25 protein-coding genes are annotated in these 26,710 nt (G+C 67.5%); 5 read left to right on the top strand and 20 right to left on the bottom strand.

Annotated features, from left to right (window positions below; all coding sequences use genetic code 11):
- Positions 1 to 9: 9 nt before the first annotated feature.
- Positions 10 to 2,034 carry a M48 family metalloprotease gene (locus tag K3F48_RS12605; RefSeq protein ID WP_222575790.1) on the top strand — a complete coding sequence of 675 codons (2,025 nt, stop codon included), beginning with the start codon at positions 10 to 12 and terminating at the stop codon, positions 2,032 to 2,034.
- A 210-nt stretch (positions 2,035 to 2,244) separates the two neighbouring features.
- Here K3F48_RS12605 and purF read toward each other — a convergent pair whose 3' ends face one another.
- The 9 genes from purF to K3F48_RS12560 form a co-directional block, all read right to left on the bottom strand.
- Complete coding sequence (purF, locus tag K3F48_RS12600; protein ID WP_370631413.1) at positions 2,245 to 3,702, bottom strand: amidophosphoribosyltransferase; 1,458 nt, start codon at positions 3,700 to 3,702, stop codon at positions 2,245 to 2,247.
- Positions 3,703 to 3,736: 34 nt separating this feature from the next.
- Positions 3,737 to 4,426 (bottom strand): CvpA family protein, encoded by a 690-nt coding sequence (locus K3F48_RS12595; RefSeq protein ID WP_222575788.1) that lies wholly within the window; start codon positions 4,424 to 4,426, stop codon positions 3,737 to 3,739.
- Between the two features lie 196 nt (positions 4,427 to 4,622).
- Complete coding sequence (locus K3F48_RS12590) at positions 4,623 to 4,898, bottom strand: hypothetical protein (RefSeq protein ID WP_222575787.1); 276 nt, start codon at positions 4,896 to 4,898, stop codon at positions 4,623 to 4,625.
- Between the two features lie 359 nt (positions 4,899 to 5,257).
- Positions 5,258 to 6,700 carry a DNA repair protein RadA gene (radA, locus tag K3F48_RS12585; RefSeq protein WP_222575786.1) on the bottom strand — a complete coding sequence of 481 codons (1,443 nt, stop codon included), beginning with the start codon at positions 6,698 to 6,700 and terminating at the stop codon, positions 5,258 to 5,260.
- Positions 6,693 to 7,913, bottom strand: a complete 1,221-nt coding sequence (locus tag K3F48_RS12580; RefSeq protein WP_222575785.1) for an MFS transporter — start codon at positions 7,911 to 7,913, stop codon at positions 6,693 to 6,695. The genes radA and K3F48_RS12580 overlap by 8 nt, the downstream gene beginning before the upstream one ends.
- 52 nt (positions 7,914 to 7,965) lie before the next feature.
- Positions 7,966 to 8,361 carry an integration host factor subunit alpha gene (locus tag K3F48_RS12575; protein WP_222575784.1) on the bottom strand — a complete coding sequence of 132 codons (396 nt, stop codon included), beginning with the start codon at positions 8,359 to 8,361 and terminating at the stop codon, positions 7,966 to 7,968.
- 270 nt (positions 8,362 to 8,631) lie between these two features.
- Positions 8,632 to 9,621 carry a beta-ketoacyl-ACP synthase III gene (locus K3F48_RS12570; protein ID WP_222575783.1) on the bottom strand — a complete coding sequence of 330 codons (990 nt, stop codon included), beginning with the start codon at positions 9,619 to 9,621 and terminating at the stop codon, positions 8,632 to 8,634.
- Positions 9,618 to 10,661, bottom strand: a complete 1,044-nt coding sequence (gene plsX, locus K3F48_RS12565; RefSeq protein ID WP_222575782.1) for a phosphate acyltransferase PlsX — start codon at positions 10,659 to 10,661, stop codon at positions 9,618 to 9,620. Before plsX ends, K3F48_RS12570 begins: the two co-directional genes overlap by 4 nt.
- Positions 10,662 to 11,030: 369 nt before the next feature.
- Positions 11,031 to 11,633 carry a DUF177 domain-containing protein gene (locus K3F48_RS12560; RefSeq protein WP_222575781.1) on the bottom strand — a complete coding sequence of 201 codons (603 nt, stop codon included), beginning with the start codon at positions 11,631 to 11,633 and terminating at the stop codon, positions 11,031 to 11,033.
- Positions 11,634 to 11,850: 217 nt separating this feature from the next.
- Between K3F48_RS12560 and K3F48_RS12555 the strand changes: the two genes are divergently transcribed.
- Positions 11,851 to 12,321 (top strand): outer membrane protein assembly factor BamE, encoded by a 471-nt coding sequence (locus tag K3F48_RS12555; RefSeq protein ID WP_222575780.1) that lies wholly within the window; start codon positions 11,851 to 11,853, stop codon positions 12,319 to 12,321.
- 356 nt (positions 12,322 to 12,677) lie between these two features.
- Positions 12,678 to 13,628, top strand: coding sequence for a transglycosylase SLT domain-containing protein (locus K3F48_RS12550; RefSeq protein WP_255608918.1), 951 nt, complete (start codon positions 12,678 to 12,680; stop codon positions 13,626 to 13,628).
- Positions 13,629 to 13,654: 26 nt separating this feature from the next.
- Here the strand turns inward: K3F48_RS12550 and K3F48_RS12545 are convergent, their stop codons facing one another.
- The 8 genes from K3F48_RS12545 to K3F48_RS12510 form a co-directional block, all read right to left on the bottom strand.
- Positions 13,655 to 14,113: a molybdenum cofactor biosynthesis protein MoaE gene (locus K3F48_RS12545; RefSeq protein ID WP_222575778.1), complete on the bottom strand. Its 459-nt coding sequence runs from the start codon at positions 14,111 to 14,113 to the stop codon at positions 13,655 to 13,657.
- Positions 14,114 to 14,177: 64 nt separating this feature from the next.
- Positions 14,178 to 14,429 carry a molybdopterin converting factor subunit 1 gene (moaD, locus tag K3F48_RS12540; RefSeq protein WP_222575777.1) on the bottom strand — a complete coding sequence of 84 codons (252 nt, stop codon included), beginning with the start codon at positions 14,427 to 14,429 and terminating at the stop codon, positions 14,178 to 14,180.
- A complete protein-coding gene (gene pgsA / locus K3F48_RS12535) occupies positions 14,429 to 15,031 on the bottom strand; it encodes a CDP-diacylglycerol--glycerol-3-phosphate 3-phosphatidyltransferase (protein ID WP_222575809.1) in 603 nt (200 codons plus the stop codon). The genes moaD and pgsA overlap by 1 nt, the downstream gene beginning before the upstream one ends.
- Before the next feature lie 191 nt (positions 15,032 to 15,222).
- Positions 15,223 to 17,196, bottom strand: a complete 1,974-nt coding sequence (gene uvrC, locus K3F48_RS12530) for an excinuclease ABC subunit UvrC (RefSeq protein WP_222575776.1) — start codon at positions 17,194 to 17,196, stop codon at positions 15,223 to 15,225.
- A 111-nt stretch (positions 17,197 to 17,307) separates the two neighbouring features.
- A complete protein-coding gene (locus K3F48_RS12525) occupies positions 17,308 to 19,827 on the bottom strand; it encodes a TonB-dependent receptor (protein ID WP_255608915.1) in 2,520 nt (839 codons plus the stop codon).
- A 190-nt stretch (positions 19,828 to 20,017) separates the two neighbouring features.
- On the bottom strand, positions 20,018 to 20,947 hold the full coding sequence (locus tag K3F48_RS12520; protein ID WP_222575774.1) for a FecR family protein: 930 nt from the start codon (positions 20,945 to 20,947) through the stop codon (positions 20,018 to 20,020).
- Between the two features lie 77 nt (positions 20,948 to 21,024).
- Positions 21,025 to 21,525 (bottom strand): RNA polymerase sigma factor, encoded by a 501-nt coding sequence (locus K3F48_RS12515; RefSeq protein ID WP_222575773.1) that lies wholly within the window; start codon positions 21,523 to 21,525, stop codon positions 21,025 to 21,027.
- Positions 21,526 to 21,599: 74 nt separating this feature from the next.
- Positions 21,600 to 21,968 (bottom strand): hypothetical protein, encoded by a 369-nt coding sequence (locus tag K3F48_RS12510; protein ID WP_222575772.1) that lies wholly within the window; start codon positions 21,966 to 21,968, stop codon positions 21,600 to 21,602.
- A gap of 280 nt (positions 21,969 to 22,248) precedes the next feature.
- Here K3F48_RS12510 and K3F48_RS12505 point away from each other — a divergent pair, with 280 nt between their 5' ends.
- Positions 22,249 to 22,713 (top strand): Hsp20 family protein, encoded by a 465-nt coding sequence (locus K3F48_RS12505; protein ID WP_222575808.1) that lies wholly within the window; start codon positions 22,249 to 22,251, stop codon positions 22,711 to 22,713.
- A gap of 61 nt (positions 22,714 to 22,774) precedes the next feature.
- Here K3F48_RS12505 and K3F48_RS12500 read toward each other — a convergent pair whose 3' ends face one another.
- A complete protein-coding gene (locus K3F48_RS12500; protein ID WP_222575771.1) occupies positions 22,775 to 23,401 on the bottom strand; it encodes a MarC family protein in 627 nt (208 codons plus the stop codon).
- A 210-nt stretch (positions 23,402 to 23,611) separates the two neighbouring features.
- On the opposite strand from K3F48_RS12500, the gene K3F48_RS12495 reads away from it, so the two are divergent.
- A complete protein-coding gene (locus K3F48_RS12495; protein ID WP_222575770.1) occupies positions 23,612 to 23,968 on the top strand; it encodes a hypothetical protein in 357 nt (118 codons plus the stop codon).
- Between the two features lie 51 nt (positions 23,969 to 24,019).
- Here the strand turns inward: K3F48_RS12495 and K3F48_RS12490 are convergent, their stop codons facing one another.
- A complete protein-coding gene (locus tag K3F48_RS12490) occupies positions 24,020 to 25,426 on the bottom strand; it encodes a cell wall metabolism sensor histidine kinase WalK (protein WP_222575769.1) in 1,407 nt (468 codons plus the stop codon).
- Positions 25,423 to 26,100: a response regulator transcription factor gene (locus K3F48_RS12485; protein ID WP_222575768.1), complete on the bottom strand. Its 678-nt coding sequence runs from the start codon at positions 26,098 to 26,100 to the stop codon at positions 25,423 to 25,425. The genes K3F48_RS12490 and K3F48_RS12485 overlap by 4 nt, the downstream gene beginning before the upstream one ends.
- Positions 26,101 to 26,710 lie beyond the last annotated feature (610 nt).

Here is a 26,710-nt window from a genome sequence, read left to right as displayed (position 1 = left end):
CTTAACGCCATGTCCTTCCTCGGCGGTCTGCTGCCGGCCAACGGCCTTTTCGGGCATATCGAGAAGAACAACGCAAAATCGCTGCTGCTGCTGGCGGCGTTCCTGCTGATGTTCGAGATGCTCAATTTCAGCGTTCATCTCGGCGGCATGGCGCATGCGCGCCTCGTCTTCGAGCGGATCGACACGTTCACGACGTGGCTTCTGCATCGCGACGACAATCTCGCCATGCAGCGCGCGCAAACCCCGGCGCAAAAAGAACGCGCCGAGAACAAGCTCCAGAAAGACGCCGACGACAAGCGCGTCGTCACGGGAGTCTTCGACGCGCCGTTCTTCCGCTCCCTTTATAATAACCTGTGGTGGGAGACGCTCGTCGCAGGCGGAGTGTGGTTCGCGATCGCTTGGCTTTTCTTCATGCGGGCGGTCAAGAGCGCGACGTGCGCCCGGCCCGCGACGCGCATCGCCGAGCCGCGGGTCTATAATCTCGTCGAGACTCTCAGCATTCTCTCGGGCGCGCCGCGGCCGTCGATCCACGTCATCGAATCATCGGCGCGCAACGCCTACGCCGCCGGACTGACGCAAAGATCGGCGATGATCGCGGTCACGCGCGGGCTTCTCGACGCCCTCGACGATCGCGAGCTCGAAGCCGTTCTCGCGCACGAGCTCGTCCGCATCAAGAATAATGACATCCGTCTGACGGCTGTCGCGTCGATCTTCTGCGGCATCCTGTTCCGCGCGGCGTGGAGCGTGCTGGAGCATTATCTCAGAAAGCCGCGCTTTGTTCTGCTGCTGCTCCTGCCGTTTGCAACCTACGTTCTCGCGCTCACCCTGTGGGGCGTATGCGTCGTCATTTTCGGCGGTTGGCTGGCGCGTCATCTTGTCGCCAAAGCGCGCGCCTTCATGGCCGACGCCGGCGCTGTGGAGCTGACGAAGGACCCCGAGGCGCTCGCTTCCGCGCTGCGCAAGATCGAAGGATGTGAGGCGCTGCCGCACGCGGACATCGCGATAGAGGCGATGCTGTTCGCCTCTCCCGACGGCGGACCGTTTTCGATGCACCCCAGTCCGCGCGAGCGCATAGCGGCGCTGCGCGGCGCTATCCCGAACCTCACCACGGCGGGCGCTGAAGCTTCGGCGGCGGGGCGCAATAACGGCATCACATTTGCGGCGGTCCGCGACGCGATCGACCGCATGCCGCGCTGGATCGGGGATCGGCATGTGATATGGCCGACGGAGGCAATCGGCGCCGCGGTCATTCTCAGCGTCGGCACGTTCATCGATCCTAATCTCGGCGTGCTGCTCGATTGGTGGCGCCTCGATATCGCCGTGCTCACGGGCACGGCCGACAAAGCGCAGCTCGAAGCCTTTGGCGATCGCATGCAGAAGGCGTTCAATATCCCGATGGAGATGTCCAGCCGTTTTTCTTCCAGCGGGGCGTCTCGAAAGATCGGCGAATTTGCGAAGGTCGCGCCCGATCGCAAACAGCAGGCGACGCTGCGAACGACGTCCGCCGATTGCTTTCCGCTCGGCGATCACGATCCCTACGACCCGGGTGTGAAGGCGTTTCAGCCTTTCCGGATGGATCGGGACGATGTGCTCCATTACAGATTGAATGACAAATTAGGCACGTTCAACGCCATCGAAGGAGAAATGTTGCTGGAGCGAGCAGCGCGAAATTGTTCACTATTTTCCTGCGGGGCCAAGGAGCTCGTGGTGTATAAGAAGAATCTGCGCGCCTACATCGATGCGCGGACGGAGTTCGTGCGCGCCTACGACTTCAAATATGGGAAGCCAGGGCTCGATTTCGCGCAAAGTTTCTTCGGCTCGACCATCGAGCGGCGCCTGATGGAAGATCTGAACACGCGGATCGAGAGCGGGCAGATCGATCCGAACGAATTTGCCGACCAATTCGACGCGCTGCATCTCGCCGCGGAAAAGCCCCCGTCGGCCTTCAACCCGTGCCGCACGAATGCGGAATGGCGCGTCAGCGCCTTTCCGCCGCCCGCCGGTGCAGGCTCCGCGCCGCCCGTGGCGGGCTGATCCCACGCCGTCGCGCCTTTAATCAGCCACTGCGCGGCACGGCGCTGAACTGCTGCCCGGCTGATGGACGAGCGCTCGGTTCACGACGGGGCGCGCTTTTCCACTTTCCATATCGATCAGCAAGGCCTCCCTGGACAATTGTCAATGACAGCGAAGGGTCAAAAGACGAAATTCAAACTGACCACCGCCCGCGTTCCGAGCCGCCCTCCCTCAGCTCGCCTCGGCCAGCAGCGACAGCTGCGCCTTCACGCGCTCTTCCGTCACATCGGTCAGCGTCGTCGGATATTCGCCGGTGAAGCAATGGTCGGTGAATTGCGGGCGCGCCGGATCGCGGCGCTTCTCTCCCATCGCGCGGTAGATGCCGTCGATGGAGAGGAAGGCGAGGCTGTCCGAGCCGATATAGTCCCGCATCTCCTCGAGGCTGTGCGTCGCGGCCAGCAGCTTGTCGCGTTGCGGCGTGTCGATGCCGTAATAGTCGGGATGGGTGATCGGCGGCGAGGAGATGAGGAAATGCACCTCGCTCGCGCCGGCGTCCCGCATCATCTGCACGATCTTCACCGAGGTGGTGCCGCGCACGATCGAATCGTCGATCAGGATCACCCGCTTGCCGGCGACCACCGAGCGATTGGCGCTGTGCTTCAAGCGCACGCCGATCTCGCGCACCGATTGCGTCGGCTGGATGAAGGTGCGGCCGATATAATGATTGCGGATGATGCCGAGCTCGAAGGGAATGCCGGATTCGCGCGCATAGCCGAGCGCGGCGGGAACGCCGGAGTCCGGCACCGGAACCACCACATCGGCGGCCATCTTCTGCTCGCGCGCGAGCTCCACGCCCATCGCCTTGCGCACGTCATAGACCGGACGTCCGTGGACGATCGAATCGGGCCGCGCGAAATAGATATATTCGAAGATGCAGGGCCGCATCGGCTGCGCCGGAAACGGCCGCAGGCTCTCGAGCCCGTCCTCGGAGATGACCACCACCTCGCCATTGGCCACGTCGCGCACGAAGCGCGCGCCGATGATGTCGAGCGCGCAGGTCTCCGAGGCCAGAATATATTTGCCGTCCAGCTCGCCGATGACGAGCGGGCGGATGCCGAGCGGGTCGCGCGCGCCGATCAGCTTCTTGTTGGAGAGCACGACCAGCGAATAGGCGCCCTCGATCGAGCGCAGCGCCTCGATGAAGCGCTCGACGAGCCGCGTCTTGCGGCTGCGCGCGACGAGATGGAGAATGACCTCCGTGTCGGAGGTCGACTGGAAGATCGCGCCTTCCTCGATCAGCTCGCGGCGCAGCGTGTGCGCATTGGTGAGATTGCCATTGTGGCCGATCGCGAAGCCGCCGGTGTTGAGCTCGGCGAACAGGGGCTGCACATTGCGCAGAATGGTCTCGCCGGTCGTCGCATAACGGACATGTCCGATCGCCGAATTGCCGGGCAGGCGCTTGATCGTGCTCTCTTTGGAGAAATGATCGCCGACGAGGCCGAGCCGGCGCTCGGAATTGAAGCGCTTGCCGTCGAAGGCGACGATGCCCGCCGCCTCCTGTCCGCGGTGCTGCAGCGCGTGCAGCCCGAGCGCGGTGAGAATGGTCGCGTCGGGATGTTCGAAAATGCCGAAGACGCCGCAATATTCGCGCAGACGATCGCCGTCCGGATCATAGTCGTGATCAGTCATGCGCGCATTGCTCATCGTTCCTGCTCCAGCGCGGTCAGCGCAATTTCCGCCCTGCCGCCAGGGCGTCCAGCTTCTGTTGCTCGTTCGCGCCATATGTGGCCCCGCCGGGCGGATTTGTCAGCTCCGTCCGCTTGTCGGCGGCGGCCTCGCCGGCGTCCGAAGGCCTCGCGGAATCGGTCTCCGGCTCGGCCGGAGGCTCCTCGCCGGCGCCGCCCTTCTTGGTCTTCAGCTTGGCGACCAGCCCATCGATATCGTCGGGCAGGAATTCGCGCAAACGATCGCCCGAGGCCTGCAGCACCGGCTTGGTGCGGGCGGTCTTGACCCAGTCGGGCTGGCTCGCCTCCGGAACCAGCCAATCATAGAACAGGAAGGCGACCACTGCGAGCAGCAGTCCGCGCGCCGCGCCGAACAGGAAGCCGAGCGTGCGGTCGAGCGCGCCGATCTTCGAATCGAGGATGAGATCCGAGAGCTTGACCGTCACCAGCGACACGACGATCAGCGTCGCGAAGAAGACGATCGCCCCGGCGGCGTAGCCCTGGAGGTTTTCCTTCGCGACATAGGGTTGGACGTAAGGCACGACGAACGGATACAAATAATATGCCGCCGCCGCCGCCGCCACCCAGGAGAGGACGGCGAGCACCTCGCGCGTGAAGCCGCGCAGCAGCGCGAGCAGGCCCGACGCCAGCACGATGATGGTGACGGTCAGATCGAGATAAGACGGCATTTCGAAAGCCTCTCGTTTTGGTCGTTCATGCAACCCGTAAAGCGTGCGCGCCGGCGCGCGGCGTCGCCGTCAGATTCTCACCGCCGAGTATAAGGGAGCGGCCATAGTTCGTCACGCCCAGACGGAAGCGGGCGCGACAAACGCCGAGAATGCGGCGATAGCGAGAAGGCTCGGCCGTCAGTGGGGGAGGGCGTCGTCAGGCCGCTCGACGGATCTCGCCGAGCGTCGACGCCGCGATCATCAGCGCCATGCCGTTGAGGCGGGCTTCGTCGCGGCCCTGCCAACGGCGCAGGATGACGCGGAACAGCTCGTCCATCACCGATTCGTCTATGGCTTCCAGCGAACGCTCGTCGACATTGGCGCGGCGCGCCAGCTTCACGAGATCGCTGCGCGCGTCGCGCGCCAGAACAGTCTCGCCCTCGAGCAGGCTGCGCCACATTCTGCAATGCTGGCGCCCGAGAGCGTCCCACATCTGTCTACGTCCACGAAACCAAGCTTCATAGACGCCGAATATACGATCCGCCACCAAAGGTTCACTCCAGCGCGCGATCTCTCTGCTCGTCTCCGCAAATTCCCGAGATTGCATCTTCTGCCTCATGGCGCGGGCAAACGCGTGATTCGTCGACTGACGATGATTATTGCCCATGGTTAATTTTCTGCAACCATCGGCTTCGACGCCCTCACCGAATTTTTATGTATTCGCGCGCGCGAATCGGGGAGGTTGCTTCGAGCGCGCAAGTACAAACACGTAAACCAGACTGCGAAATCGATCGGTGCGGCCGTGAATTATGCATGCTGGATATTGCCCAGGGCTGACGCGCCGATGCGCGATCAGTCGGCGGCGGCTCCTCGCGGGGGCGCGCGTCGCGGCCCGTCGCGGCCGGCGGGAGCCTCGGCCGAGCTCTGCGCAATTTCGGCGACGAGCGCCGCGACATGGCCGCAGCAGGTGAGCGCCACGCCCGCGCCCTTGTCCTCGTCGGTGGTCTGCTGCGCCTGCGGCAGGACAGCGCGGCGAAAGCCGAGCTTGCCGGCCTCCTTGAGCCGCGCGCCGGCGTGGATGACTGGCCGCACGGCGCCGGAGAGAGCGATCTCGCCGAAATAGACGCGCTCCGCCGGCAGGGCGGCGCCGGTCAGCGAGGAGACGAGGGCGGCGGCGGCGGCGAGATCGGCGGCCGGCTCGTCGGCGCGCAGGCCCCCGGCGACATTGAGATAGACGTCATGCATGCCGAGCTTCAGCCCGCCATGCGCTTCCAGCACGGCGAGGATCATCGAGAGGCGATTGGAGTCGAAGCCGACGACGGCGCGGCGCGGGGTGCCGAGCGAGGTCGGCGCGACCAGCGCCTGGATCTCCACCAGCATGGGGCGCTGGCCTTCCATGCCGGCGAGCACGGCGGCGCCGGGCGCGGTCGCGTCGCGGCCGGCGAGGAACAGGGCCGAGGGGTTCGGCACCTCGGCGAGTCCGGAGCCGGTCATTTCGAACACGCCGATCTCGCCGGTGGCGCCGAAGCGGTTCTTGGAGGCGCGCAACATGCGGAAATGATGCGCGCTGTCGCCTTCGAAGGAGAGCACGGCGTCGACCATGTGCTCGACGACGCGCGGGCCGGCGACCTGGCCGTCCTTGGTCACATGGCCGACGAGGATCACCGTCGAGCCGCCGAGCTTGGCGTGGCGCAGCAGCGCCTGGGCGCTGGCGCGCACCTGCGTCACCGTGCCGGGGGCGGAGTCGACCGCCTCGGTGTGCATGGTCTGGATCGAATCGATGACGATCAGCGCCGGCCTGCGGCCGGTGGCGCAGGTGGCGAGAATATCCTCGACCTGCGTCGCTCCCGCGAGCTCGACCGGCGCCTCGGCGAGGCCGAGGCGCTCGGCGCGCAGCCGCACCTGGGCGGCGGCCTCTTCTCCGGAAATATAGATCACCCGCTCGCCGCGATTGGCGAGCGCCGCGCAGGCCTGGATCAGCAGCGTCGACTTGCCGATGCCGGGCTCGCCTCCGAGCAGCGCCACCGAGCCCGGCACGAAGCCGCCGCCGGTGACGCGGTCGAACTCTTCTATGCCGGTGGCGATGCGCGGGGCGGGCCGCGCGTCGCCGGCGAGCGATTCGAGCGCGAAGGGTTTTCCGCGTCCTCCGCGCGCCGCCGGCGAGCCGAAGCCGGCCGCTGCGCCGGTCTCCTCGACGATGGTGTTCCATCCCCCGCAGGCTTCGCAGCGGCCTTGCCAGCGGCTGGAGACGGCGCCGCAGCTCTGGCAGACGAAATTGGCGCGGGGCTTAGCCATGGGCGGCGGACCGGCGCGAATACATTGCGGGCAGCAGCGCCAGCGGCGCCAGCGCCGCAATGGCGGCGACGCCATAGGCGAAGCTCTCGCCGCCGCGCTCGGCCAGAGCGCCGAAGGCGGCGTTGCCGGCGATAACGGCGACGGCGTTGGCGAGACCGAAGACGCCGAAGCCGGTCGCCCGCAGATGCGCGGGCGCCGTCCGCGCGACCAGCGCCGAAAAGGCCACCTGGGCGAGCGCGATGTGCAGGCCCCAGAGCGCGATGCCGGCGAAGACCACGCCGAGCCCGCCGGAACAGGCGAGCACGGCTTCCGAAACCGCCAGAGTGAGGCTCGCCGCGAGAAGCAGGCGGCGCTCGCTCCAGCAGTCGACGATCTTGCCGGCGGGATAGGCGGCGAGCGCCGCGACGAAGGACATTGCGACGAGCGTCAGCGGAGCAAAAGCCATTGCGAGGCCGGCGCCGCTCGCGCGCAGCACGAGAAAGGCCTCGCCGACCCGCGCCGTCGCCAAAAGCGCGCCGAAGGCCGTGAGCAGGAGAAAGGCGCGCGGCAATTCGCGAAAGCCGGCGAGGAGGGGACCGCGCGCGGCCGGCGGCGGGCGCGTCTCGTCTGGCTCGCGCACGAACAGCGCCAGCACGAGCACGCAGGCGAGCGCGGGGATGCAGGCGGCCCAGAACACGAGACGCGCGTCGTCATGCGTCGCCAGCATCAGGGCGATGGCGACGAGCGGGCCGATGACGGCGCCGACCGTATCGAGCGCCTGGCGCAACCCATAGGCGGCGCCGCGCAGTTCCGGCGCCGTCACATCGGCGATCAGCGCGTCGCGCGGCGCGCCGCGCACGCCCTTGCCCACGCGATCGACCACGCGCGCGGCGACGACTTCGACAGCGCCGGAGGCGAGCGGGAAAATCGGCTTCGTCGCCGCCGCCAGCCCATAGCCGAACAGCGCCAGCTCCTTGCGCCTGCCGATCCGGTCCGACAGGCGGCCGGATACGACCTTGACCGCGAGAGCGGTCGCTTCGGCCGCGCCCTCGATCCAGCCGATATCGGCCATGGCGAGGCCGAGCGTTCCGGTCAGATAGACGGGCAGCAGCGCGTGGATCATCTCCGAGGAGCAATCCATGAACAAAGAGGTGACGCCGAGCGCCCAGACCGCGCCGGGCATGCGCGCGGCGCTGCGGATCGTCGTGACGGCGTCGGCCTCCGGTTCGCTCATGGGCGCGCTTCTACGTCGCAGCGTGACGGCGCGGCAAGCTCGAAAGGCGAAATCAGCTCTTCTTGCCGATCGGGCGATGGCCGTTGATGCGCGCGCGAAGCACGTTGGACGCCTTGAACATCACGACGCGCCGCGCCGAGATCGGGGCCGAGGCGCCCGTCTTGGGATTGCGCCCGACGCGCTCATTCTTCCAGCGGATGTGAAAAGCGCCGAAAGAGGACAGCTTCACATCGTCGCCCGAGACGATCGCCTGGAAGACCTCCGACAGCACCATTTCGACGAATTCGGCGGATTCCGCGCGGGACAATCCGACGCGGCGATGAACGGCGTCGGCGAGATCGGCGCGCGTGACGGTATGCGACGCGCCCGCGGAGCGCATGTCGATCGGCGCGTCATCGGACGGCGCGTCGACCGGCTGGGCTCCTTTCTCGGAAAGCTTGTGCGACATGTTCGGCCTTATCGATGCAGAGAAAACGTATTGAGCAAGCGGGCGATGACCCTTCGCGACAGCCGTCGCGCGAGAATGGTTCGTCGCTTCGACCGCAATCGGCGGGCAAGACGTCGCGTGGGCGAGGGGCGATAAACTCAATTCGCTCATTTTTCAGAAAGAACAGCGGAAATCAAGCGCCGGTTGCGGCGGCGCGCCTCCGCCTGCCTCGGCGCGCATTCGCGGCGCGAGCCGGAGGACGCCGCCCCATGCTCTAAATCTCGCGCGGGATTACCAGCGGATCAGCGCCGAACCCCAGGTGAACCCGCCGCCGACCGCCTCCAGCATCACCAGATCGCCGCGCTTGATGCGCCCGTCCGCCGCCGCGACCGAGAGCGCGAGCGGGATGGAGGCGGCCGACGTATTGCCGTGCAGATGCACGGTGGCGACGATCTTCTCGGGAGCGATGCCGAGCTTGGCCGCCGACATGTCGATGATGCGGCGATTGGCCTGATGCGGCACGAACCATTGCAGATCTTTGGCCGTGTAGCCGGTCGCGGCGAAAGCGTCGACGACGACGTCGGTCACCTGTCCGACGGCGAAGCGGAACACTTCCTTGCCCTCCATGCGCAGATGGCCGACCGTCTGCGTCGCCGAAGGCCCGCCGTCGACATGGAGCTTGGCGCGATGACGCCCGTCCGAGCGCAGATGCGTCGTGAGCACCCCGCGCTCGTCCATCGAGCCCTGGCTCTCGCGCGCCTCCAGCACGATCGCGCCGGCGCCGTCGCCGAACAGCACGCAGGTGGTGCGGTCGGTCCAATCGATGATGCGCGAGAAGGTCTCGGCCCCGATGACGAGCGCGCGCTTGTGCGAGCCCGAGCGCAGAAACTTGTCCGCCGTCGCGAGGGCGAAGACGAAGCCCGAGCAGACGGCCTGCAGATCGAAGGCGACGCCGTGATGAATGCCGAGCGCCCCCTGGATCTGCGTGGCGGTCGAAGGAAAGGTGTAATCTGGCGTCGAGGTGCCGACGATGACGAGGTCGATATCTTCGGGAGCGAGTCCGGCGTCGGCGAGGGCGGCGCGCGCGGCGCGCTCGCCGAGCATGGAGGTCGTCTCGCCGGGCGCCGCAATGTGGCGCTCCTTTATGCCGGTGCGCTGCGCGATCCATTCGTCGCTCGTGTCCACCATCGTGGCGAGCTCTTCATTGGTGACGATGCGGCTCGGCAGATAGCTGCCGACCCCGACGACGACGGAGCGCGAGGGAGGCGAGAAAAAAGTCACTGAGCGGCTTCCTGGTCGTCGCGCCGGCTCACGGCCAGCATGTCGCGAATTTTGGTCAGCAGGCCATGATGAGCCATTTCATAGCCGATCTCGACGGCGCGGGCGAAGGCCAGCGCGTCGGCGCCGCCATGGCTCTTGATGACGACGCCCTCGAGGCCGAGGAACACGCCGCCGTTCACATTGCGCACGTCGAGCTTCGCGCGCAGCTCGCGGAAGGCGCTGCGCGCCAGCAGATAGCCGAGCTTGGCGAGCCAGGAGCGGCGGATCGCCTCACGCAGATAGTCGGTGATCTGCTGCGCGGTGCCCTCCGCGGTCTTCAGCGCGATATTGCCGGAGAAGCCTTCGGTGACGATGACGTCGACGACGCCCTTGCCGATCTCGTCGCCCTCGACGAAGCCGCGATAGTCGAGATGCGGGACCTCGGCTTCCTTCAGCGCGCGCGAGGCGCTCTTCACCTCGTCGACGCCCTTGATCTCCTCGACGCCGACATTGAGCAGGCCGACGGTCGGCCGCTCGACCGCGAACAGCACGCGCGCCATCGCCGAGCCCATGATGGCGAGGTCGACCAGATGCCTGGCGTCGGCTCCCATGGAGGCGCCGAGATCGAGAACGATGGATTGGCCGCGCGCCGTCGGCCACAGGGCGGCGAGCGCCGGCCGGTCGATATTCGACATCATGCGCAGGCAGATCTTGGCCATGGCCATCAGCGCGCCGGTGTTGCCGGCGGAGACGGCGACGTCGGCCTCGCCCTTCTTCACCGCCTCGATCGCCTGCCACATGGAGGACACGCGGCGTCCGGCGCGCAGCGCCTGGCTCGGCTTGTCGTCCATGCGGATGGCGACGTCGCAATGACGAACGGTCGAGACCGCGGCGAGGCGCGGATGCTCGGCGAGCTCGGCGCGGATCGCCGCCTCGTTCCCGAACAGCAGGAAACGACAATCGGGGCGGCGCTCCAGAGCGAGGGCTGCGCCCGGCACAGTGACTGTCGGACCGAAATCGCCGCCCATGACGTCGAGCGCTATCCGAATGGGCTCCGCCATTCCTCATCCACTCCTGGGTTGTTGCGGGGTCCGAGCGAACGGCCCGGCCGGCGGAGGCGACGCCATCGGCTCCGCTCGCGGCGAAACGTCGAGCGGCCGCTGGGACGCGGGCGGGCGAATGCGCGCGCCTTCCCGTCGTCCGGCGTCGGCGGGAACGACTTGCCACTTGCGCGGCGCCGGCGCAAGGGCATTTCCTCGATTGCCCCGGGCAATCGGGCGAACGCCATTACGGGCGATCCACCCTGCCTCCGAAAGGGAGGGTCGGACCGCGAAGCGGTGCGGGGTGGGGTTCGGCTGCGGAGGCGAGGAGGCGTCATCCCCTCCCGAGCGCCTTCCTGCGCGAGTTCCCGCTCACCCGATTTGCCCTGCTCAATTGCCGCGGCCTTTGCGCAGAGCTTCGCCGAGGCCCGCGAAGGGCCGGGCGGGCGTCGTTTCGTCTCCCTCTGGCGGCGCGGCGAAACTCGCTCCGGGCCGGCGCGGATAGGGGTCGATCGCCAGCGCCAGAAATTCGGCGACGATCGCGCCGAGATCGATTCGCCCGTCGAGCAGCGGGTCGGGCTCGTCCTCGTCGAGGTCGACGAAATGGCTGCTCGGACTCTGCTCCTCGGGCTCGGGCGGCCGGCGCGGGCGGCGGTCGAGCGTCGGGGCAGGGCGGGGCGCCGGCTCCGGCGCGAAGGCGACGTCGACCGGCTCGACCAGCGTCGCGTCGAATTCCTCGAGCGAGACGACGCAGGTCTGGCGCAGCTCCGCGCGGAGCTCGCCCTGCACCCGCACGCCGCCGGCGCCCTCGCGCCGCACGCTCAGGTCGGCCTCGAGCCGCGTCAGCGCCGCGATCCCGTCCGCCGCCGCCAGCGCCGCGCATTCGTCCGGGCGCGCGGCGACATGCACCTCGAGCCCTTCCTCGGGAACCTCCGCCACCGCCAGCGGCCTCGAGAAGGCCGAGTCCCGACCCTTGTCCTCGTCATGTGTCATCGGCCGCTCCTCTCGTCGTCGTTTCTGGGGAATATAGACGTTCGCGCGCCGTCCGCTGCAAGCTTCGCCATTTTCCGGCCATCGAGCGGGCGGAAAGAACATCGGCGCATCCGTAGGCGCGGCTGCTTGCTTTCGCCTCGGGCGAAGGGTAGGCATCGGAAAATCATTCTTTCGAAAAGGGCTCGCCTCGGCAATGAGGCGCAGGGCGGAGATCGATATGGCGTCGGAGAATTCGCGCGTCGTCCTTTCCACTCGCGCGCGGCGCGCCGCGGCCATCGGCGCCGTGGCCGCATGCGCGGCGACGCTCGCCGGCTGTCTCGGCTATGACGGCGTCATCAATCGCGGCGCGGTCATCGAGGAGCGCAAGGTCGTCCAGGTCAAGGTCGGCATGCCGGCGCCGCAGGTCCTGGCGCTGCTCGGCACGCCTTCGACGACCTCCACCATCGGCGGCGACGCTTGGTACTATGTGAGCCAGCGGCTCGAGCGCGAGCTCGCCTTCATGCCGCAGGAGGTCGCCGACCAGCGCATTTTCGCCGTCTATTTCGACAAGTCGAAGAAGGTCCAGCGTGTCGCCGACTATGGACTTCAGGACGGCAAGATCGTCGACTTCCTCACCCGCACCACCCCCACCGCGGGCGCCGAGTTCCAGTTCCTGCGCAACATGTTCGCCAAGCTGCTGAGCTTCTGATCGAGAAGCGCGGGCTTCGCCGCGCCATCAGTTGGCGCGATTGTGGCGCCTTCATCTCGGCGGCGAGCCCGTACGTAGTTCGAGCCTTGCTTTGCAAGGCTTCGGCGCGTCATGCGCGCGTGCAGATTGTGACGCACGCATGACGCTCGTGGCCGATTTTTCGCCCCTCGCCCCTGCTAGCGTTCCTCCCCGTCCCGACAACAGGAGAGGAACGAAACAGAGTGACTTACGAGGCGATTGCGCCCGCCGTTCGCGGCCGGGAAGCGTCTGCGCCGAAGCAGCCGCGCTTACTTCGAGTTCTCACAGCCCGCGCGATGGCGGGCGGGCCGGTTCTCGGCGCGGGCCGCTCGGCCCCCATGCTGTTGCGCGCCCTGGCGGTCGCCGCGGCCTCGACCTGCGCGCTGGCGGCAATCCTGCTTTCCGCGCCCGAGGTCGCCCCGGCCGCCAAGACCGCCGCGGCGTCGCGGTCCGGTCGCGACGCCGCCGCGCGCGGCCGCAGCGCGTCGATGACGCCGATCACGCTCGCCAAGCAAGAGGACGCGCCGCTGGACGCCGATTTTTCGGAGAGCGACGCGGTGCGCGCCTGGTCGTCGACGGGCCGGGAAGCAAAAGGCGAGGCTCCGGGCGTGCTGCAATTCGGACCGGTGCGCGTCGCCCGCGCCATTGTCGAGCATGTGGTCGAGGCGGCCAAGACGACCGGCTCCGATCCGGCGCTGCTGATGGCCATCGCCGACAAGGAGTCGAGCTTCGCGCCCAAGGCCAAGGCCAGCACCTCCTCGGCGACCGGTCTGTTCCAGTTCATCGATTCGACATGGCTCAAGGCCGTGCGCATGTTCGGCTGGCGTCATGGCCAGCAGCAGGCGGCCGAGGCCATCGAGGTGAAAGACGGCGATCTGCGCGTCGCCCCGCAGAAACGCACCGCCATCCTGGCCATGCGCGACGATCCCTATCTTTCCGCCGCCCTCGCCGCCGAAATGCTGAAGCATGACGGCGACAAGATCGCCGAGCGCATCGGCCGGCCGCTGACCGCGGGCGAGACCTATCTGATCCACTTCCTCGGCCCCGACGACGCCGCGCGCTTCATGGAGAAGGTCGAGGAGGCGCCGCAGACGCCGGCGGCCAAGCTGCTGCCGAGGCCCGCGCGCGCCAACAAGCCGATCTTCTACGCTCGCAAGGGCAGGAAGATGCAGCCCAAATCCGTCGGCGAGGTGCATGAGGCGTTCGAGGTGATGATGGGCCAGCGCTCGAGCCGCTACAGGGGCGTCGAAGAACAATTGCCGGGCGGCGCCCTGGCGTTCACGCAGTGAGGAAGGCGGCCTGCGGGCCGCCTTTTTTATTCGCGCCAGCGCTGGGCCGCCGCGTCGTCCTTCGCCTTGGGCGCGACCCAGTCGCCGACCGAGCCGTCGGCGCGATGCTCCTTCTTCCAAAAGGGCGCCCTGGTCTTGAGATAATCCATCAGGAATTCGGCCGCGGCGAAGGCCTCGCCCCGGTGGCGGGCGGCGGCGATCACCAACACGATTTTTTCGCCCGGCAGAATGCGGCCGTGGCGGTGGATGATGGTCAGCGCCTGCAGCGGCCAGCGAGACAGCGCCTCTGCGGCCACGCGGGCGATCTCCGCCTCGGCCATCCCCGGATAATGCTCGAGCTCGAGGGCGGCGAGCGTTGCGTCCTCGTCGCGGCAGAGGCCGGTGAAGGAGACGATGGCGCCGATGTCGCGGCGGCCGTTCTCGATCCGCGCGGCTTCCTGCGCGGGATCGAAGGGGGCGGATTGGATGCGGAGAGTGGGGGTCATGAAGCGAGTAGCGAGTAGCGAGTAGCGAGTAGCTCTATTCGCTATTCGCTACTCGCTGTTTCGCCTATCCTCCCGTCATCGGCGGAAAAAACGCGATCTCCCGCGCGCCGGCGATCGCCGTGTCGTGCCGGGCGTGCGCCTTGTCGATCGCCGCGCGGATCACCGCGGCGTTCTCGAAGGCGAGGGCGTAGCCTTCGTCGCGCGTTTTCAGCCAGGCGATCAGCTCGCCGACCGTGCCCACCTCGGGAGGAGGGGAGAGCTCCTCCTCGGCGCGGCCGATGCGCTCGCGCACCCAGGCGAAATAGAGCGCCTTCATCACTCCTCGTCCCCGAAATGCGCCCAGCCGGCCTGCATATAGTCGAAGCCCGTGTAGAGCGTCAGCACGGCGGCGATCCAGAGCAGGACGCAGCCGATGTTCACTGTGCCGGGCAGCACGATCTCGCCCGCCCGCCCGGCGATAAGGAAGCCGAGCGCGATGAGCTGCAGCGTCGTCTTCCATTTGGCGATGGCCGAGACCGGCATCGGCACTTTGAGCTGCCCGAGATATTCGCGCAGGCCGGAGACCAGGATCTCGCGGCACAGGATGATGATCGCCGCCCAGATGGTCCAGCCCGAGATGGTCTGATCGGCGACCACCATCAGCAGCGTCGCCGCCACCAGCAGCTTATCGGCGATCGGATCGAGCATGGCCCCGAGCGAGGACTGCTGCGCCCAGGCGCGGGCCAGATAGCCGTCCAGGAAATCGGTGACGCCGGCGGCGGCGAAGACGCCGAGCGCCGTCCAGCGCATCCACAATTCGTCCGGCCATTGCAGCAGCCCCGCGACGACGGGAACCGCGACCAGACGCCCATAGGTCAGGATATTCGGCAAGGAGAAGGCGTGCCGTCGGCGCGGCGGAGGGATGGCCGTCGATGTCATGTTCGGAGGGAACATGGCGAGCGCCTCTCTTGTCAATAGACGAGACTGCGTCGTCTCGCGTCCTCTCACCGCCGGCAGGCGGGTCGGCTCGACCGCCATCCTGCGGGAAATCTCGGCAAAACTCACTTTTGTTTCGCTCGGGCGCGCCGCCGGCGTCTCGAGCCCGCGTGCAAAATTTAGGCGCCGCGGGCTCATTCGCCGCGCTGGAAATGATCGAACACCAGCCGCGCCGTCGCCTTGTTGATCCCCGGCGCCTTCTCGAGATCGCAGAGCGCCGCGCCGGCCACGGCCTTGGCGGTGCCGAAGGCGAGCAGCAGCGCCCGCTTGCGGGAGGGGCCGACGCCGGCGATCTCGTCCAGCGGGTTCTTGGTGAACTCCTTCTTGCGCCGCGCCCGATGTGTCCCGATGGCGAAGCGATGCGCCTCGTCGCGCAGGCGCTGGACGAAATAGAGAGCGGGGTCGTGAGGCGGCAAGCGGAACGGCTCGCGCTCCTCGACGAAGAAGGTCTCACGGCCGGCGTTGCGGTCCGCGCCTTTCGCGATCGAGGCGAGGGTCACGCCCTCGAGCCCGATCTCGGCGGCGACCGCGCGGGCCGCGTCGAACTGGCCGCGCCCGCCGTCGATCAGCACGAGGTCCGGCTTCGACGGAAAAGCGTCGGGACTCTCCTCTTCCTTGTCGCTCTCCTTGGCGATGCGGGCGAAGCGGCGCCGCAGCACCTCGCGCATCATGGCGTAATCGTCGCCGGGCGTGATCTCCGCGCCCTTGATGTTGAAGGTGCGGTAATGCGTCTTCATGAAGCCGGTCGGCCCGGCGACGATCATCGCGCCGATCGCCTGTTGGCCACCCGTATGGGAATTGTCGTAGACCTCGACCCGCCGCGGCGCCTTCTCCATGCCGAACATGGCTCCGAGCGCGGCGAGCAGCTTTTCTTGGCTCGCATCCTCGGTGAGCTTTCTCGTGAGCGTCTGCTTGGCGTTGGTCAGGGCGTTGTCGGCGAGCTCGCGCTTCTCGCCGCGCTGCGGCGTCGCCACCTCCACCTTGCGGCCGAGCTTGTCCGACAGCGCCTCCGCCAGCACGTCGCGATCCTCGATCGCATGGGAGAGCAGCACGAGCGGCGCCGGCGGATGCTCGCCATAGAATTGCGCGACGAAGGAGCCGAGCACCTCCTCCTCGGAGAGGCTCGAATCGGCGCGCGGGAAATAGGCGCGGTCGCCCCAGTTCTGAAAGGCGCGGAAGAAGAAAGCCTCGATGCAGAAGCGCCCCGCCTCCTTGGCGATGGCGAAGACGTCCGCCTCCTCGACGCTGCGCGGATTGACGCCTTGCGTTCCCTGGATCAGCGACAGCGCCGAGATGCGGTCGCGCAGCCGCGCGGCGCGCTCGAACTCGAGGCGCTCGGCCGCCTCGGTCATCTCTCGGGCCAGCTGCTCGCGCACCGACCGGCTCTTGCCGGTCAAGAAATCATGCGCCTCTTGCACCAGCACGGAATAATCGGCAATCGAGATTTCGCCGGTGCAGGGGCCGGCGCAGCGCTTGATCTGGTGGAGCAGGCAGGGCCGGGTGCGATTCTCGTAGAAGGAGTCGGTGCAGGAGCGCAGCAGAAACGCCCGCTGCAGCGCGTTGAGCGCCCGCCCCACCGCGCCGGCATTGGCGAAGGGGCCGAAATAATCGCCCTTTCGCGCGCGCGCGCCGCGATGTTTCGTGATCTGCGGCGCGTCATGGTCGCGCGCGATCAAAATATAGGGAAAGCTCTTGTCGTCGCGCATCAAGACATTGAAGCGCGGCTTCATCTGCTTGATGAGATTGGTCTCGAGCAGCAGCGCCTCGGTCTCGGTCTCGACCGAGATGAACATCATCGAGGCGGTCGCCGAGATCATCCGCGCGATGCGGTTCACATGGCCGGCGAGGCGCGTGTAGCTCGCTATGCGTTTCCTGACGTTCTTGGCCTTGCCGACATAGAGAACCTCGCCGTTGGCGGCGATCATGCGGTAGACGCCGGGGCCGTTGGGCGCGTTCTTCCAATAGGATTTGATGACCGCGACGCCGCGCCTCACGCTCTCCGGCGCGCTGTCGGCGACCTCGGCCTCGAGTTCGGCCGGCGCGCTCTCCGGGCCGAGGTCGTCCTCGTCGTCGAGGGGGTCGGGCAGGTCGGGCTTGTCCTCGCTCATGCGGCAAGATTTATGCGCCGCGCGTGCGAATGGAAAGCGTGAATGGGAAGCGCGAAGCGAGGGCGCTCCGCCACCCCGGCGAGGGAGGCGGAGCGCTCGGCGAGCGGGCGCTCAGAACCGGACAGTCATGCCCGCGTAAAAGGTGCGGCCGGGGCCGGGGACCGGGCCGGGCGCGTTCGTCCGCTTGTAATCGGCGAAATCGAAGCCTCCGAGCGGCGAGTAATAGAGCACGTCGCCGAGATTGGCGATCCCGACATCGAGGCGGACGGTTCCGAAGTCATAGCCCGAGCGCAGATTGACCAGCGCGTAGGACGGCGTTTGCCACTCTTTGCGCGCGACATTTACATGCGTCTTGCTGTCGACCACCTGCACCTCGACGGCGCTGCTCCAGCCGCCGAGCCTGTGCTCCAGGGCAAAGCGCGCGTTGAGCGGCATGATGTGATAGAGCCCGTCGCCGGTGTCGAGGTTTTCGCCATACACATAGCCGATGACGCCCGACAGCGTGAAGCGGCCGATCTGAGGCGTCTCGACGAGCTTGGCGCGTCCGGAGAGATCGAAGCCGTAGAGCTGCGCCTTGTGATTGCGGAATTGCAGGATAGGAAACCAGCTCTTGTTCTTGTCCGTGAAGCCGCCGATCCGGTCCGCGTCGATGAAGTTCTCGACATAGCTGAAATAGGGCGTCGCCTTCACTTCCCATTCCTGAGCTGGATCGCGCCAGGCGGCGGTGAAGCTCACCATATGCGCGACCTCGGGCTTCAGATCGAGATTGCCGACATAGCCATTGGCGTCGCCGAACCAGCCGATCATGCTGCTCGCCATGCCGCCGACGCCGAAGGTGTAGCGCTCATAGAGATTGGGCGAGCGCGTCTTGCGCGAATAGCCGAGCTCGTAGGTGGCGATCTCGTCCGGCTGATAGCGCGCCATCGCCGTCATGTCGAAATTGACGTCGGTGCGGCGATGGTCCCGGGCGTTGAACAGCTTGGCCGCGGTGGCGTCCGGATTGGCCATGCCCATCATCATGCCCATTCCCATTCCCATGCCCATCGGAATGGGATCGCGCGGATCATAGGCCTGCACGTCGCCCGTGTTCATCCATACGACGTCATTGCGCACGCCGAGCAGAGTCGACCATTGCGGCGCCCATTTGGCCTCCCATTCGGCATAGGTTCCGACGCGATCGCGCTGGCCGCCACTGATGTTCCAATAGTTGTTCGGCCCCATCATCATGCTGCCGGCGATCGGCGGCCACCAGTCATTGAGATGATTGCCGTGGAACTCGTTGCCGACGCGGATGAGATCCGTCGGCGTCACCGGGATTTCCGCCTTGATCGAATAGCCGTAGTCGGTCCCCGAAGCCTTCATCGGCATGTCGGCGGGCTGCTTGTCGTAGAGGAAGCCCATGACATGCGAGACATGCCGCCAATAGGCGTTGGCCTCGAGCCGTCCCCATTCGAATGCGCCCTTGTAGCCGCCGTTCACCGAATAGGCGCGGTTGGCGGTCATATCCATGCGCTGATTGACGAAGCCCTGATAGGGAATGTTCTGATAGCCGCCTTGCAGCGTGAAGAGATGCCCCTCGTTCTGATAGGCGAGCGTCGCCGAATGATTTTCGGAGATGAAGCCGGTCGAGAGCACCTTCGGACCATTGCCGCCTGCGTGATAATCGGTCCCGCGCGTATAGCCGCCATTGTAGAGCAGGCTGAAATGATCGGTCGCGGCATTGGCCGTTCCCGAAATGCTGATCCCGTTGTTGGTGCTGCGCCAGAAGGCCGAAATCGTCCCCGATGCGATGAGCTTGTCGTTTTTCCACGGCGAGAGTCCTTGCGGCGTCGCCGTCTTTTGTCCAGCGAAGGCCGGCGGCTTCGGCTCCACGATGATGGCGCCCGCGATCGAATCGCCGCCCTTGCTCACCGGAGTCACGCCCGACAGCACCTCGATCTTTCCGACATTGTTGGGGTCGATGTAGGAGAGCGGCGGATTCATGTGATTGGCGCAGGCCGATGTGACTTCGCCGCCGCCGAGCACTATTTTGATGCGGTCGTCGGCGAGGCCGCGCAGCGACGGCAGCCGCGAGACGCCGCCGGCCTCATAGAGCCCGACGCCCGGCGCTTCGGTCAGCAATTGCGCCGTGTCGCTCGCCGTCGGGCGCGCCGTGTAGAGCTTATCCTCCGTCAGCTCGGAAGAGTGCAGCGGCGTCGAGAGCGCCTTCCCATCGGCGTGGCGTCCGCGTGGCTCGGCGGCGATGTCGATCGGCGGCAGCGGCGTCGCGCCGGCGTCGTTCACGATCGCGTCGTTCTGCGCGAGAACGATGGCGACGCTGCCGCCCTTGCGATCGAGGCGGTAGCGCAGGCCGGTGCCGGCGAGCAGCCGGTCGAGCGCTTCCTCCAGCGTATAGGCGCCGAAGACGCCTTTTGTCGCGAGATCGCGGGTGAGGCGCGATTTGTAGACGAGCTGCGCGCCAGTGGAGTCGGCGAGCCGATTGAGCGCCGCCGTCATCGAGCCGGCAGGAATTTCATAGGATTTCACCGCCGCCGTCATTTCATCGGCGGGAATGGCGACATGCGCCGCCGCCGGCGCGTCGGCGCCGAAGAAGAAGGCGCTCAGCGCCGTTGCGAGTGCCGTCGCGCCCATGCCGCTGTACTCTTGACGAAAAATGCGCCGCGCCATTCGTCGTTCTCCACTTTCTTCGTCGGGACGAAGCGGTCCCTCTCCCGTCTCAGACGAGCGAAGGCGGAAAACCCGCATGTGCAAGCCGGAAAAAATCGCACTTTTGCAGCGTGAAAAAACGTCGCAGCCTGCGCGCGCGATGTGTCGATGCGTCTCATCGGCGCAGCAGCACGAGATAATCGGTGAGGTGAATGGCGTCGAGTTCGAGCGAGGCTTCGACCGCGCGCAGCGCGCCGATCGGATCCCCGGCGTCGAACACCCCGGTGACGCGCAGCCGCCGCAGCGCCTCGCTCGCGACGACGATATAGCCGCGGTGATAGCGCGCGAGAATGTCGACGACCTCGCCGAGCGGCCGGTCGACGAAGATCAGCCGGCCCCGCCGCCAGGCCGTGAGATCGTCGACGGCGACCGGAGACGGCGCGCTCGCCGGCCCGCCCTCGACGAAAGCGCTCTGGCGTCCTTCGTCGACGCGGGTCGCGCGGCCGCCGCTCTCGACCGTGACGGCATGCTCGGCGACGGTCACCCGCGCCCCGGCGGAGTCGAGAGACATGTCGAAGGCGGTGCCGAGCGCGGTGACGCTCGCTCCAGCGGCCGCGACGACGAAGGGGCGAGCGGCGTCCGGCGCGGCTTCGAAGAAGGCCTCTCCTTCGAGCAAGCTTATCCCGCGCCGCCGCTCGCCGTAATGGATGGCGATCGCGGATCGGCCGGCGAGCGTCACGCGCGAGCCGTCTTCGAGGCGGACCACGCGCGTCTCGCCGACGCCGGTGCGCGCGTCGGCGCGCCAGACCAGCGCCAGCTGGTCGAAAGCGGCGACGCCCGCGAGGGAGGCCGCGAGCGCCGTCATCGCGACGATCCGCCGCCGGCGCCGCGGCGCCTGCGCCATGCGTGGGCGCAGCGCGCGCACCTCGCCGCAGAGCGCGGCGATCTCGTCATAGGCGGCCGCATTGGCCGCGTCGGCGGCGAGCCAGGCCGCGAAGGCGCGGTCCTCCTCGCGCGTGAGAGGCCCCGCGTCGCGCCGCACCCACCAGGCCGTGGCGGCCTCGAGGGCGTCCGGCTCTTCTTTCTTATCGCTCGCTTCGTTCATTCGGCCGTTCGTCGCTACGCCCGTCACTTTATCAGACGATCGAGCATCGCCGTCGGGGATGCGCCCCGCGAAAAAAATCAGCTCACGGCCTGACGACAGCGCCGAATGGCGATGCGCAGATGCCGGTCGACCATATTGCGCGATATGCCGAGGCGGCGCGCGATCTCGTCCTGCGGCAGCTCGTCGTGCATGCGCATGACGAAGACCTCCCGGCATTTGGGCGGCAGCGACGCGATCGCTCGCCGGAGCAGATCCGCGCGCCTGCCGGCCTCGAGCGATTGCTCTACAGAGGAGTCCTGCGACGGCGTTTCGGGCGCCGCATCCTCGGGGACGAACAGCTTCGTCTCCAGCCGCCGGCGGCGGGAAAAATCCATCGCCAGATTGACCGCCGTGCGGCGGAGATAGGCGCCCGGATCGACGACCGTCTCCGGCATTTGGCGATGCATCACGCGCAAAAACGTCTCCTGCAGCAGATCGGGCGCGTCATCATGGCCGACACGGCGCGCGAGCAGCCGCAGCAAGTCGCGCTGCGAGCGCGCGAACAGCTCGCGGATCGAATTGAACTTGCTGTCGGACATGGGCGACATCCGTCGGCGTCCGCCGGGCTTCGCGCCCGGACTCCTCATGGTGATCGTTCGCGCGAGGCGCGGCGTCAGGCGAGGGGCGGCGCGCGCGACGACCAGGAGCTCGCCCAGCCGATGGGGCGGCCGTTCGATCCATCGTCCCCGCGATAAGCGAGACGGGAGGAGGGGGGAGCTGCAGGCTGCGCCTCGTCTTCTTCGAGACCGACGGGCAGCAGGGGAGGCCCATCGCGACCGGCGGCGCACAAGAGGCAGCAAGGCGCATGGTCCTCGCGGGCAGGCGGCGGCGCCCGGTCGTCGGCATGCGGCTCGCAGAGCTCGGAGACGGTCGCGCCGCCTGCCGCAAGGCCGGTCGCATGGCGGCCGGCTGGATTTGCGGCCAGCATTTGCAGGACGAGCAACGCCAGCCCGAGCGCCGCGAGCAGCGCGCGCCGGGACAACCATCCGCCTGATCGGGACGCCGCCATGAGCGAACCTTGGCCCCGGCCGATTTGCCCGTCAACGCCCGCGGTAGCGTCGGGGCAAAAATCCGGGCGCCGTCACAAAAATGCGACACCCGAGATTTTGCCTTTCTTACCCTCTCGCCGCTCTTGCGCCGCGGAGGGAGGCCTCCCACATCGGGATCAGCGCGGGCCGCAATGGACGCGCTGATCCCCGGCGCGAACGGGGGTCGAGATCCCTATCGCGCCAAACATGTCGCTTCCCATGGAGGACTATGTCATGCGTCACTTCGATCTTTCGCCGCTCTACCGCTCGACCGTCGGCTTCGACCGCCTCTTCTCGCTGTTGGATCAGGTCGGAACGCAGGACGCGGCGTCCGCCTATCCTCCTTATAATATCGAGCGCACTGGCGAGAACGACTATCGCGTCACGCTGGCGGTGGCCGGCTTCGCGCGCGAGGATTTGTCGATCGAGACGCGCGAGAACACGCTCGCCATCAAGGGCTCGAAAGAGCATGGCGAGCTCACGGGCGTAAAGCGCGAGATCCTGCATCAGGGCATCGCCGCGCGGGCCTTCGAGCGGCGCTTCCAGCTCGCCGACCATATGGTCGTGACCGCGGCGAGCCTCGCCAACGGCCTGCTGCATGTCGACCTCGTGCGGCAAATTCCCGAGGCGCAGAAGCCGAGGCGCATCGAGATCGGCGGCGGCGCCCCGGCGCAGACCGTCGAAGCGAAAGCCGCCTGACCGGCTTTCGTCCTCATGGCATGAACGAGGCGTCCCGCATGCGGGACGCCTTTTTCGCAGGTTATTTGCCCAGCAGGGCGCCGGCGCCGTCGGCCACGAATTGCACCGCGAGCGCGGCGAGCAGCACCCCGAGCAGCCGCGACAGCACGAGATTGGCCGCCGTGCCGAAGAATTGCGCCACCCGGCCGGCGACCAGGCAGAACACGAAGCAGATCGCCACAATGGCGGCGATGACGGCGATCAGCGTCGCCAGCATCGCCACATTGCCATGGGCGTCGCCGGCGAGCAGGATGGCGGCGGTGATCGCGCCCGGCCCGGCCATCAGCGGAATGGCGAGCGGATAGGCGGCGATATGATGCACATGCTCCGCGAGCGCCTGCTCGGCGGCTTTGGAGTCGCGCTGCAGCCGGACGCCGAGCACCATTTCCGAGCCGATCGAGAACAAGAGGAAGCCGCCGGCGATGCGAAAGGCCGGCAGGGAGATGCCCATCGCGCCGAGCAGCCTCTGTCCGATCAGCGCCGCGCCGGCCAGAATGGCGAGCGCATAGACGCAGGCGCGAAAGGCGACGGTCCTCTGCGTCGCCGCGTCGAGTCCCGACGTCGCGGAGACGAACACCGGCGCGAGACCGAGCGGCTCGATGACGACTAGCAGGGTGACGAAGGCCGAAACGAGATAATCCGTGTCCAATCCGGCCTCCGGAGCAAGGGCGGCGAGGCGGCAGATAGGGCGCCCGGCGGGGCGGCGCCATCGAGGCGAAAGGCGCGCCGCCGAGCGGCGGGGGCAGGGTCGCAGGCGCGCAAAGGTCGAGTAACCGCGAGTGGAGCAAGCCCTTGACAACCGCAGGCCGTCGCGGTCAAGTCGCGCCACTTGTCCCGAGTGACGAAAAGAGATTGCCAGATGGAAAAATTATTGCCGAGTTCCGCCAGTCTCGAAGTCATCGAGCTCTATCGCCTGACACGGGCTCTTCTTTCCTTGCGCGACATGTTCGACGGCGCCTATGAGCGCGCCGTTCTCTCCATGTTGCCCGAGCCGACCAAGGCGCGTTTCGACTTCATTGCGCGCAATGTCTCGACGCAGGCGGCGTCTGCGATGGCGCGGCCGATCATCGACGATTCCTATGTCGCGCTCGACAATCTGCTCGACGAATACAAGCATGACGTCGCCGAGAGCCTGCTCGCCACAGCTCTCGCCGATACAGTGGCCGGCCTGCCGGAGAAGCTGACGTCGATCGAGCAGAGCCTCCAGATCCGCTGAGCCGCGAGCGAGACGCCTCGCGGTCCAGACCCGCGCTCGGACCGCGAGCCCTCAGGCTCGCTCGCGCTGCCTCGATTTCGAGGATGCGGGCGGCCCGGGAAAGGCGATGGTGAAGGTCGCTCCGCCACCCGGCGTGTCCGTGACCGCGATGCGCCCGTCGTGGCTGTCCATGACCTCCTTGGCGATGGCGAGGCCGAGGCCCGTCCCCGGCGTCGCCTCGCTCTTGCGCCAGAACGGCTCGAACAGCGCCTCGCGGTCGCCCGACGCCACGCCGCAGCCGTGATCGACGACAGCCAGCGTCTTGTCCGCGCCGACGCGCACGAGCACGGCGCCGCCCTCCGGCTCGGCGCGCAGGGCGTTATCCACGAGATTGGCGACGACGGATTCGAGCGCGCCGCGATTGCCGCGCACGAGCACCGGCGCGTCGGGCGCGTCGAGGGCGATCCGGCGGCGCGAGCGCACCGCGAGCAAAGCAGCGTCGGCAATCATCGCGCGGGCGAGCGCGCAGAGGTCGACGGGCTCGGCGAGCCGCGCCTGCCGTTCGCCGAGCCGCGCCGTGGCGAGCAGCTGCTCGACGATGTTGCGGATGCGGCGATGGTCGCGGCGCAGATCGGTCTTGAAGCTCGGCTCCTCGGGGGCGTCGAGCCGCGCGCCGAGAATGGTGACCGGCGTGCGCAGCTCATGGGCGGCGTTGGCGGTGAAGCGGCGCTGCCGCGCGACGCCGGCGTCGAGCCGCTCCAGCGCGCCATTCACGGCGGCCACGAGCGGCTCGATCTCGGCGGAGACGCCGTCGAGGGAGAGGCGCTGATGCAGGCTGTCCATGTCGATGCCCGCCGCCTCGGCGGCGACGGCGCGCAGAGGCGCGAGGCCCCAGCGGACGGCGAGCCACGCGGCGACGACGCTCATCACCATCGCTGTCACGAGATAGGGATAGGTCCAGCGCAAACTTTCGAGACCTTCATCCCAAAGGTCGCTCCATTGGAACGCGGTCCCGCTGATCGCGATATGCATTCGGCCGAATCTCGTCCATTGCGGCTCCAGCATGCCGGTGCGCAGGCCCCTTTGGTCGCCGGGGCCGAGAAAATGCACATGAGTCGGGTCGAGCGCGATCAGCGGCTGGATCATCGCCGCCAGCTCCGGCGACGATCCGGGAACCGGGCTGCGACTATTCGTATGGACGGCGGCGAAGCGCATGCCCGGCGTGCGCCTCATCTCCTCGCGCAGATCGGATGTGGGCTCGATGCGAACCTCTCCGTCCCGATTCACGGTCAGCGATGCGAGGACCTGATTTCGTGCGCGGGTCGCCGCGAGCTCGGCGGTGGAGGCGAGAAATCCGTTCGGGCTGCCGGCTCCGCCGAGGCCGATGCCGAGGCTGACGAGCCAAGCGATAGCGAATGCGACGAGCTGCGCGACGCAGAGCAAGACGATCGTGCGCGCCGCCAGCGATCCGCGCGTCAATCCGCTTGCTCCGTGAGCATATAGCCGACGCCGCGCAACGTATGCACGCTCACGCCGGCGCCGAGCGTCTCGAGGCGGCGGCGAAGGCGCGACACCGCCGTGTCGAGGGCATTGTCCTGAACGTCGAAGCGCTTTGCGAAGACCTCCTCGAACAATATCTCGCGCGGCGCGACGCGGCTGGCGCGTCGCGCGAGGGCCTCGAGCAGATCGAGCTCGCGGCGATGCAAGGCGACGGTCTTGCCCTCGATCGTCACCTCGCGCGTCGCCGGATCGAAGGAGAGGGCGCCGACTCGGATCGGCGCCAGCCGCGGGCCGCCGGCGCGGCGCAGGCACGCTCTTATCCTCGCGACCAGCTCCTCGCCCTGAAACGGCTTCGTGACATAATCGTCGGCGCCGTCGTCGAGGCCCGAGACCTTGTCGTCGAGACTGTCCATCGCGGTGAGCATCATCACGCGCACGCCGGGCTGCGCCGCGCGCACATGCGTCAAAGCGGAGAGGCCGTCGCCGTCCGGCAGGCGGCGATCGAGCAGCACGAGGTCATAAGCGGTCCGCGCCACCGCCGCGCGCGTGGCGGCGATCGACGACGCGCGATCGACCAGAAATCCTGCCGCGCCGATCAGCGACGCGATCAGGCGCGCCGCCTCCAACTCGTCCTCGACCAATAATATTCGCATGCCGCCGCTCTTGGTTTCCTCGGGAGCGCCGCTCGCGCAGCGTTCATCGAGGAAACGTAGACATAGCATTGCGGCGCTGTTGCCGAAAAGACACGAGCCGCCGAATTCCGGGCCGTGTCGCCGCGCGACAGATTGCTGTCAGGCTTCGCCGCCGCGCTTTCGCTAGTGTCGCTCGAACCTGAAAGAGTGAGCGATGCGGCCATTTCGACGCCTTTCGACGATCGTGCCCAGCGCGCCGCTGTGGCGACGCGCCTCCGGGGCGCTCGCCGGAGCGGTCGCGCTGCTGCTGCTCGTCTCGAGCATGATTGTCGCGCAGCCGCACGGCGCGCGGACCGCATCCCAAGGCCTCGTCGCCTCCGCGGGTGGCGACTGCGCCCCGCATGACGCAGCGTTGCCGCGCGGCGATCACGGGAGCGCCTGCCTCGCGGGCGCGCTCTGCTGTATGGCGGGCTGCGACGGTTCAGCGCCGCTCGGCAGTCCCGTTTGGCGCGACGCTTTCCTCCTCCCGCCGCGGCGGGCAGGCGTCGCGCGCCGATCCCCCAGCGTCGGTCATTTTCACTCGCCGGATGGGCGAGCGCCTGGTCCTCGCGCGCGCCGCCGGTCCGCGTCT

The sequence above is a fragment of the Methylosinus sp. Sm6 genome, assembly GCF_019802345.1.
Taxonomy (GTDB): domain Bacteria; phylum Pseudomonadota; class Alphaproteobacteria; order Rhizobiales; family Beijerinckiaceae; genus Methylosinus.
Note: the sequence above shows the minus strand (reverse complement) of the source record. Positions and strands in the feature narration are given on the sequence as shown.

Bases quoted from the DNA above. Each gene is read 5' to 3' on its own strand.
- K3F48_RS12550 (WP_255608918.1), top strand. From the start codon at position 12,678: ATGCTGTTGCGCGCCCTGGCGGTCGCCGCGGCCTCGACCTGCGCGCTG.
- K3F48_RS12560 (WP_222575781.1), bottom strand. From the start codon at position 11,633: ATGACACATGACGAGGACAAGGGTCGGGACTCGGCCTTCTCGAGGCCG.
- K3F48_RS12590 (WP_222575787.1), bottom strand. From the start codon at position 4,898: ATGTGGGACGCTCTCGGGCGCCAGCATTGCAGAATGTGGCGCAGCCTG.
- K3F48_RS12595 (WP_222575788.1), bottom strand. From the start codon at position 4,426: ATGCCGTCTTATCTCGATCTGACCGTCACCATCATCGTGCTGGCGTCG.
- uvrC (WP_222575776.1), bottom strand. From the start codon at position 17,196: ATGAGCGAGGACAAGCCCGACCTGCCCGACCCCCTCGACGACGAGGAC.
- K3F48_RS12520 (WP_222575774.1), bottom strand. From the start codon at position 20,947: ATGAACGAAGCGAGCGATAAGAAAGAAGAGCCGGACGCCCTCGAGGCC.
- K3F48_RS12495 (WP_222575770.1), top strand. From the start codon at position 23,612: ATGGAAAAATTATTGCCGAGTTCCGCCAGTCTCGAAGTCATCGAGCTC.
- K3F48_RS12605 (WP_222575790.1), top strand. From the start codon at position 10: ATGTCCTTCCTCGGCGGTCTGCTGCCGGCCAACGGCCTTTTCGGGCAT.
- K3F48_RS12580 (WP_222575785.1), bottom strand. From the start codon at position 7,913: ATGAGCGAACCGGAGGCCGACGCCGTCACGACGATCCGCAGCGCCGCG.
- K3F48_RS12545 (WP_222575778.1), bottom strand. From the start codon at position 14,113: ATGACCCCCACTCTCCGCATCCAATCCGCCCCCTTCGATCCCGCGCAG.
- plsX (WP_222575782.1), bottom strand. From the start codon at position 10,661: ATGGCGGAGCCCATTCGGATAGCGCTCGACGTCATGGGCGGCGATTTC.
- K3F48_RS12575 (WP_222575784.1), bottom strand. From the start codon at position 8,361: ATGTCGCACAAGCTTTCCGAGAAAGGAGCCCAGCCGGTCGACGCGCCG.
- K3F48_RS12485 (WP_222575768.1), bottom strand. From the start codon at position 26,100: ATGCGAATATTATTGGTCGAGGACGAGTTGGAGGCGGCGCGCCTGATC.
- K3F48_RS12505 (WP_222575808.1), top strand. From the start codon at position 22,249: ATGCGTCACTTCGATCTTTCGCCGCTCTACCGCTCGACCGTCGGCTTC.
- moaD (WP_222575777.1), bottom strand. From the start codon at position 14,429: ATGAAGGCGCTCTATTTCGCCTGGGTGCGCGAGCGCATCGGCCGCGCC.
- pgsA (WP_222575809.1), bottom strand. From the start codon at position 15,031: ATGACATCGACGGCCATCCCTCCGCCGCGCCGACGGCACGCCTTCTCC.
- K3F48_RS12515 (WP_222575773.1), bottom strand. From the start codon at position 21,525: ATGTCCGACAGCAAGTTCAATTCGATCCGCGAGCTGTTCGCGCGCTCG.
- K3F48_RS12555 (WP_222575780.1), top strand. From the start codon at position 11,851: ATGGCGTCGGAGAATTCGCGCGTCGTCCTTTCCACTCGCGCGCGGCGC.
- purF (WP_370631413.1), bottom strand. From the start codon at position 3,702: ATGACTGATCACGACTATGATCCGGACGGCGATCGTCTGCGCGAATAT.
- radA (WP_222575786.1), bottom strand. From the start codon at position 6,700: ATGGCTAAGCCCCGCGCCAATTTCGTCTGCCAGAGCTGCGGCGCCGTC.
- K3F48_RS12525 (WP_255608915.1), bottom strand. From the start codon at position 19,827: ATGGGCGCGACGGCACTCGCAACGGCGCTGAGCGCCTTCTTCTTCGGC.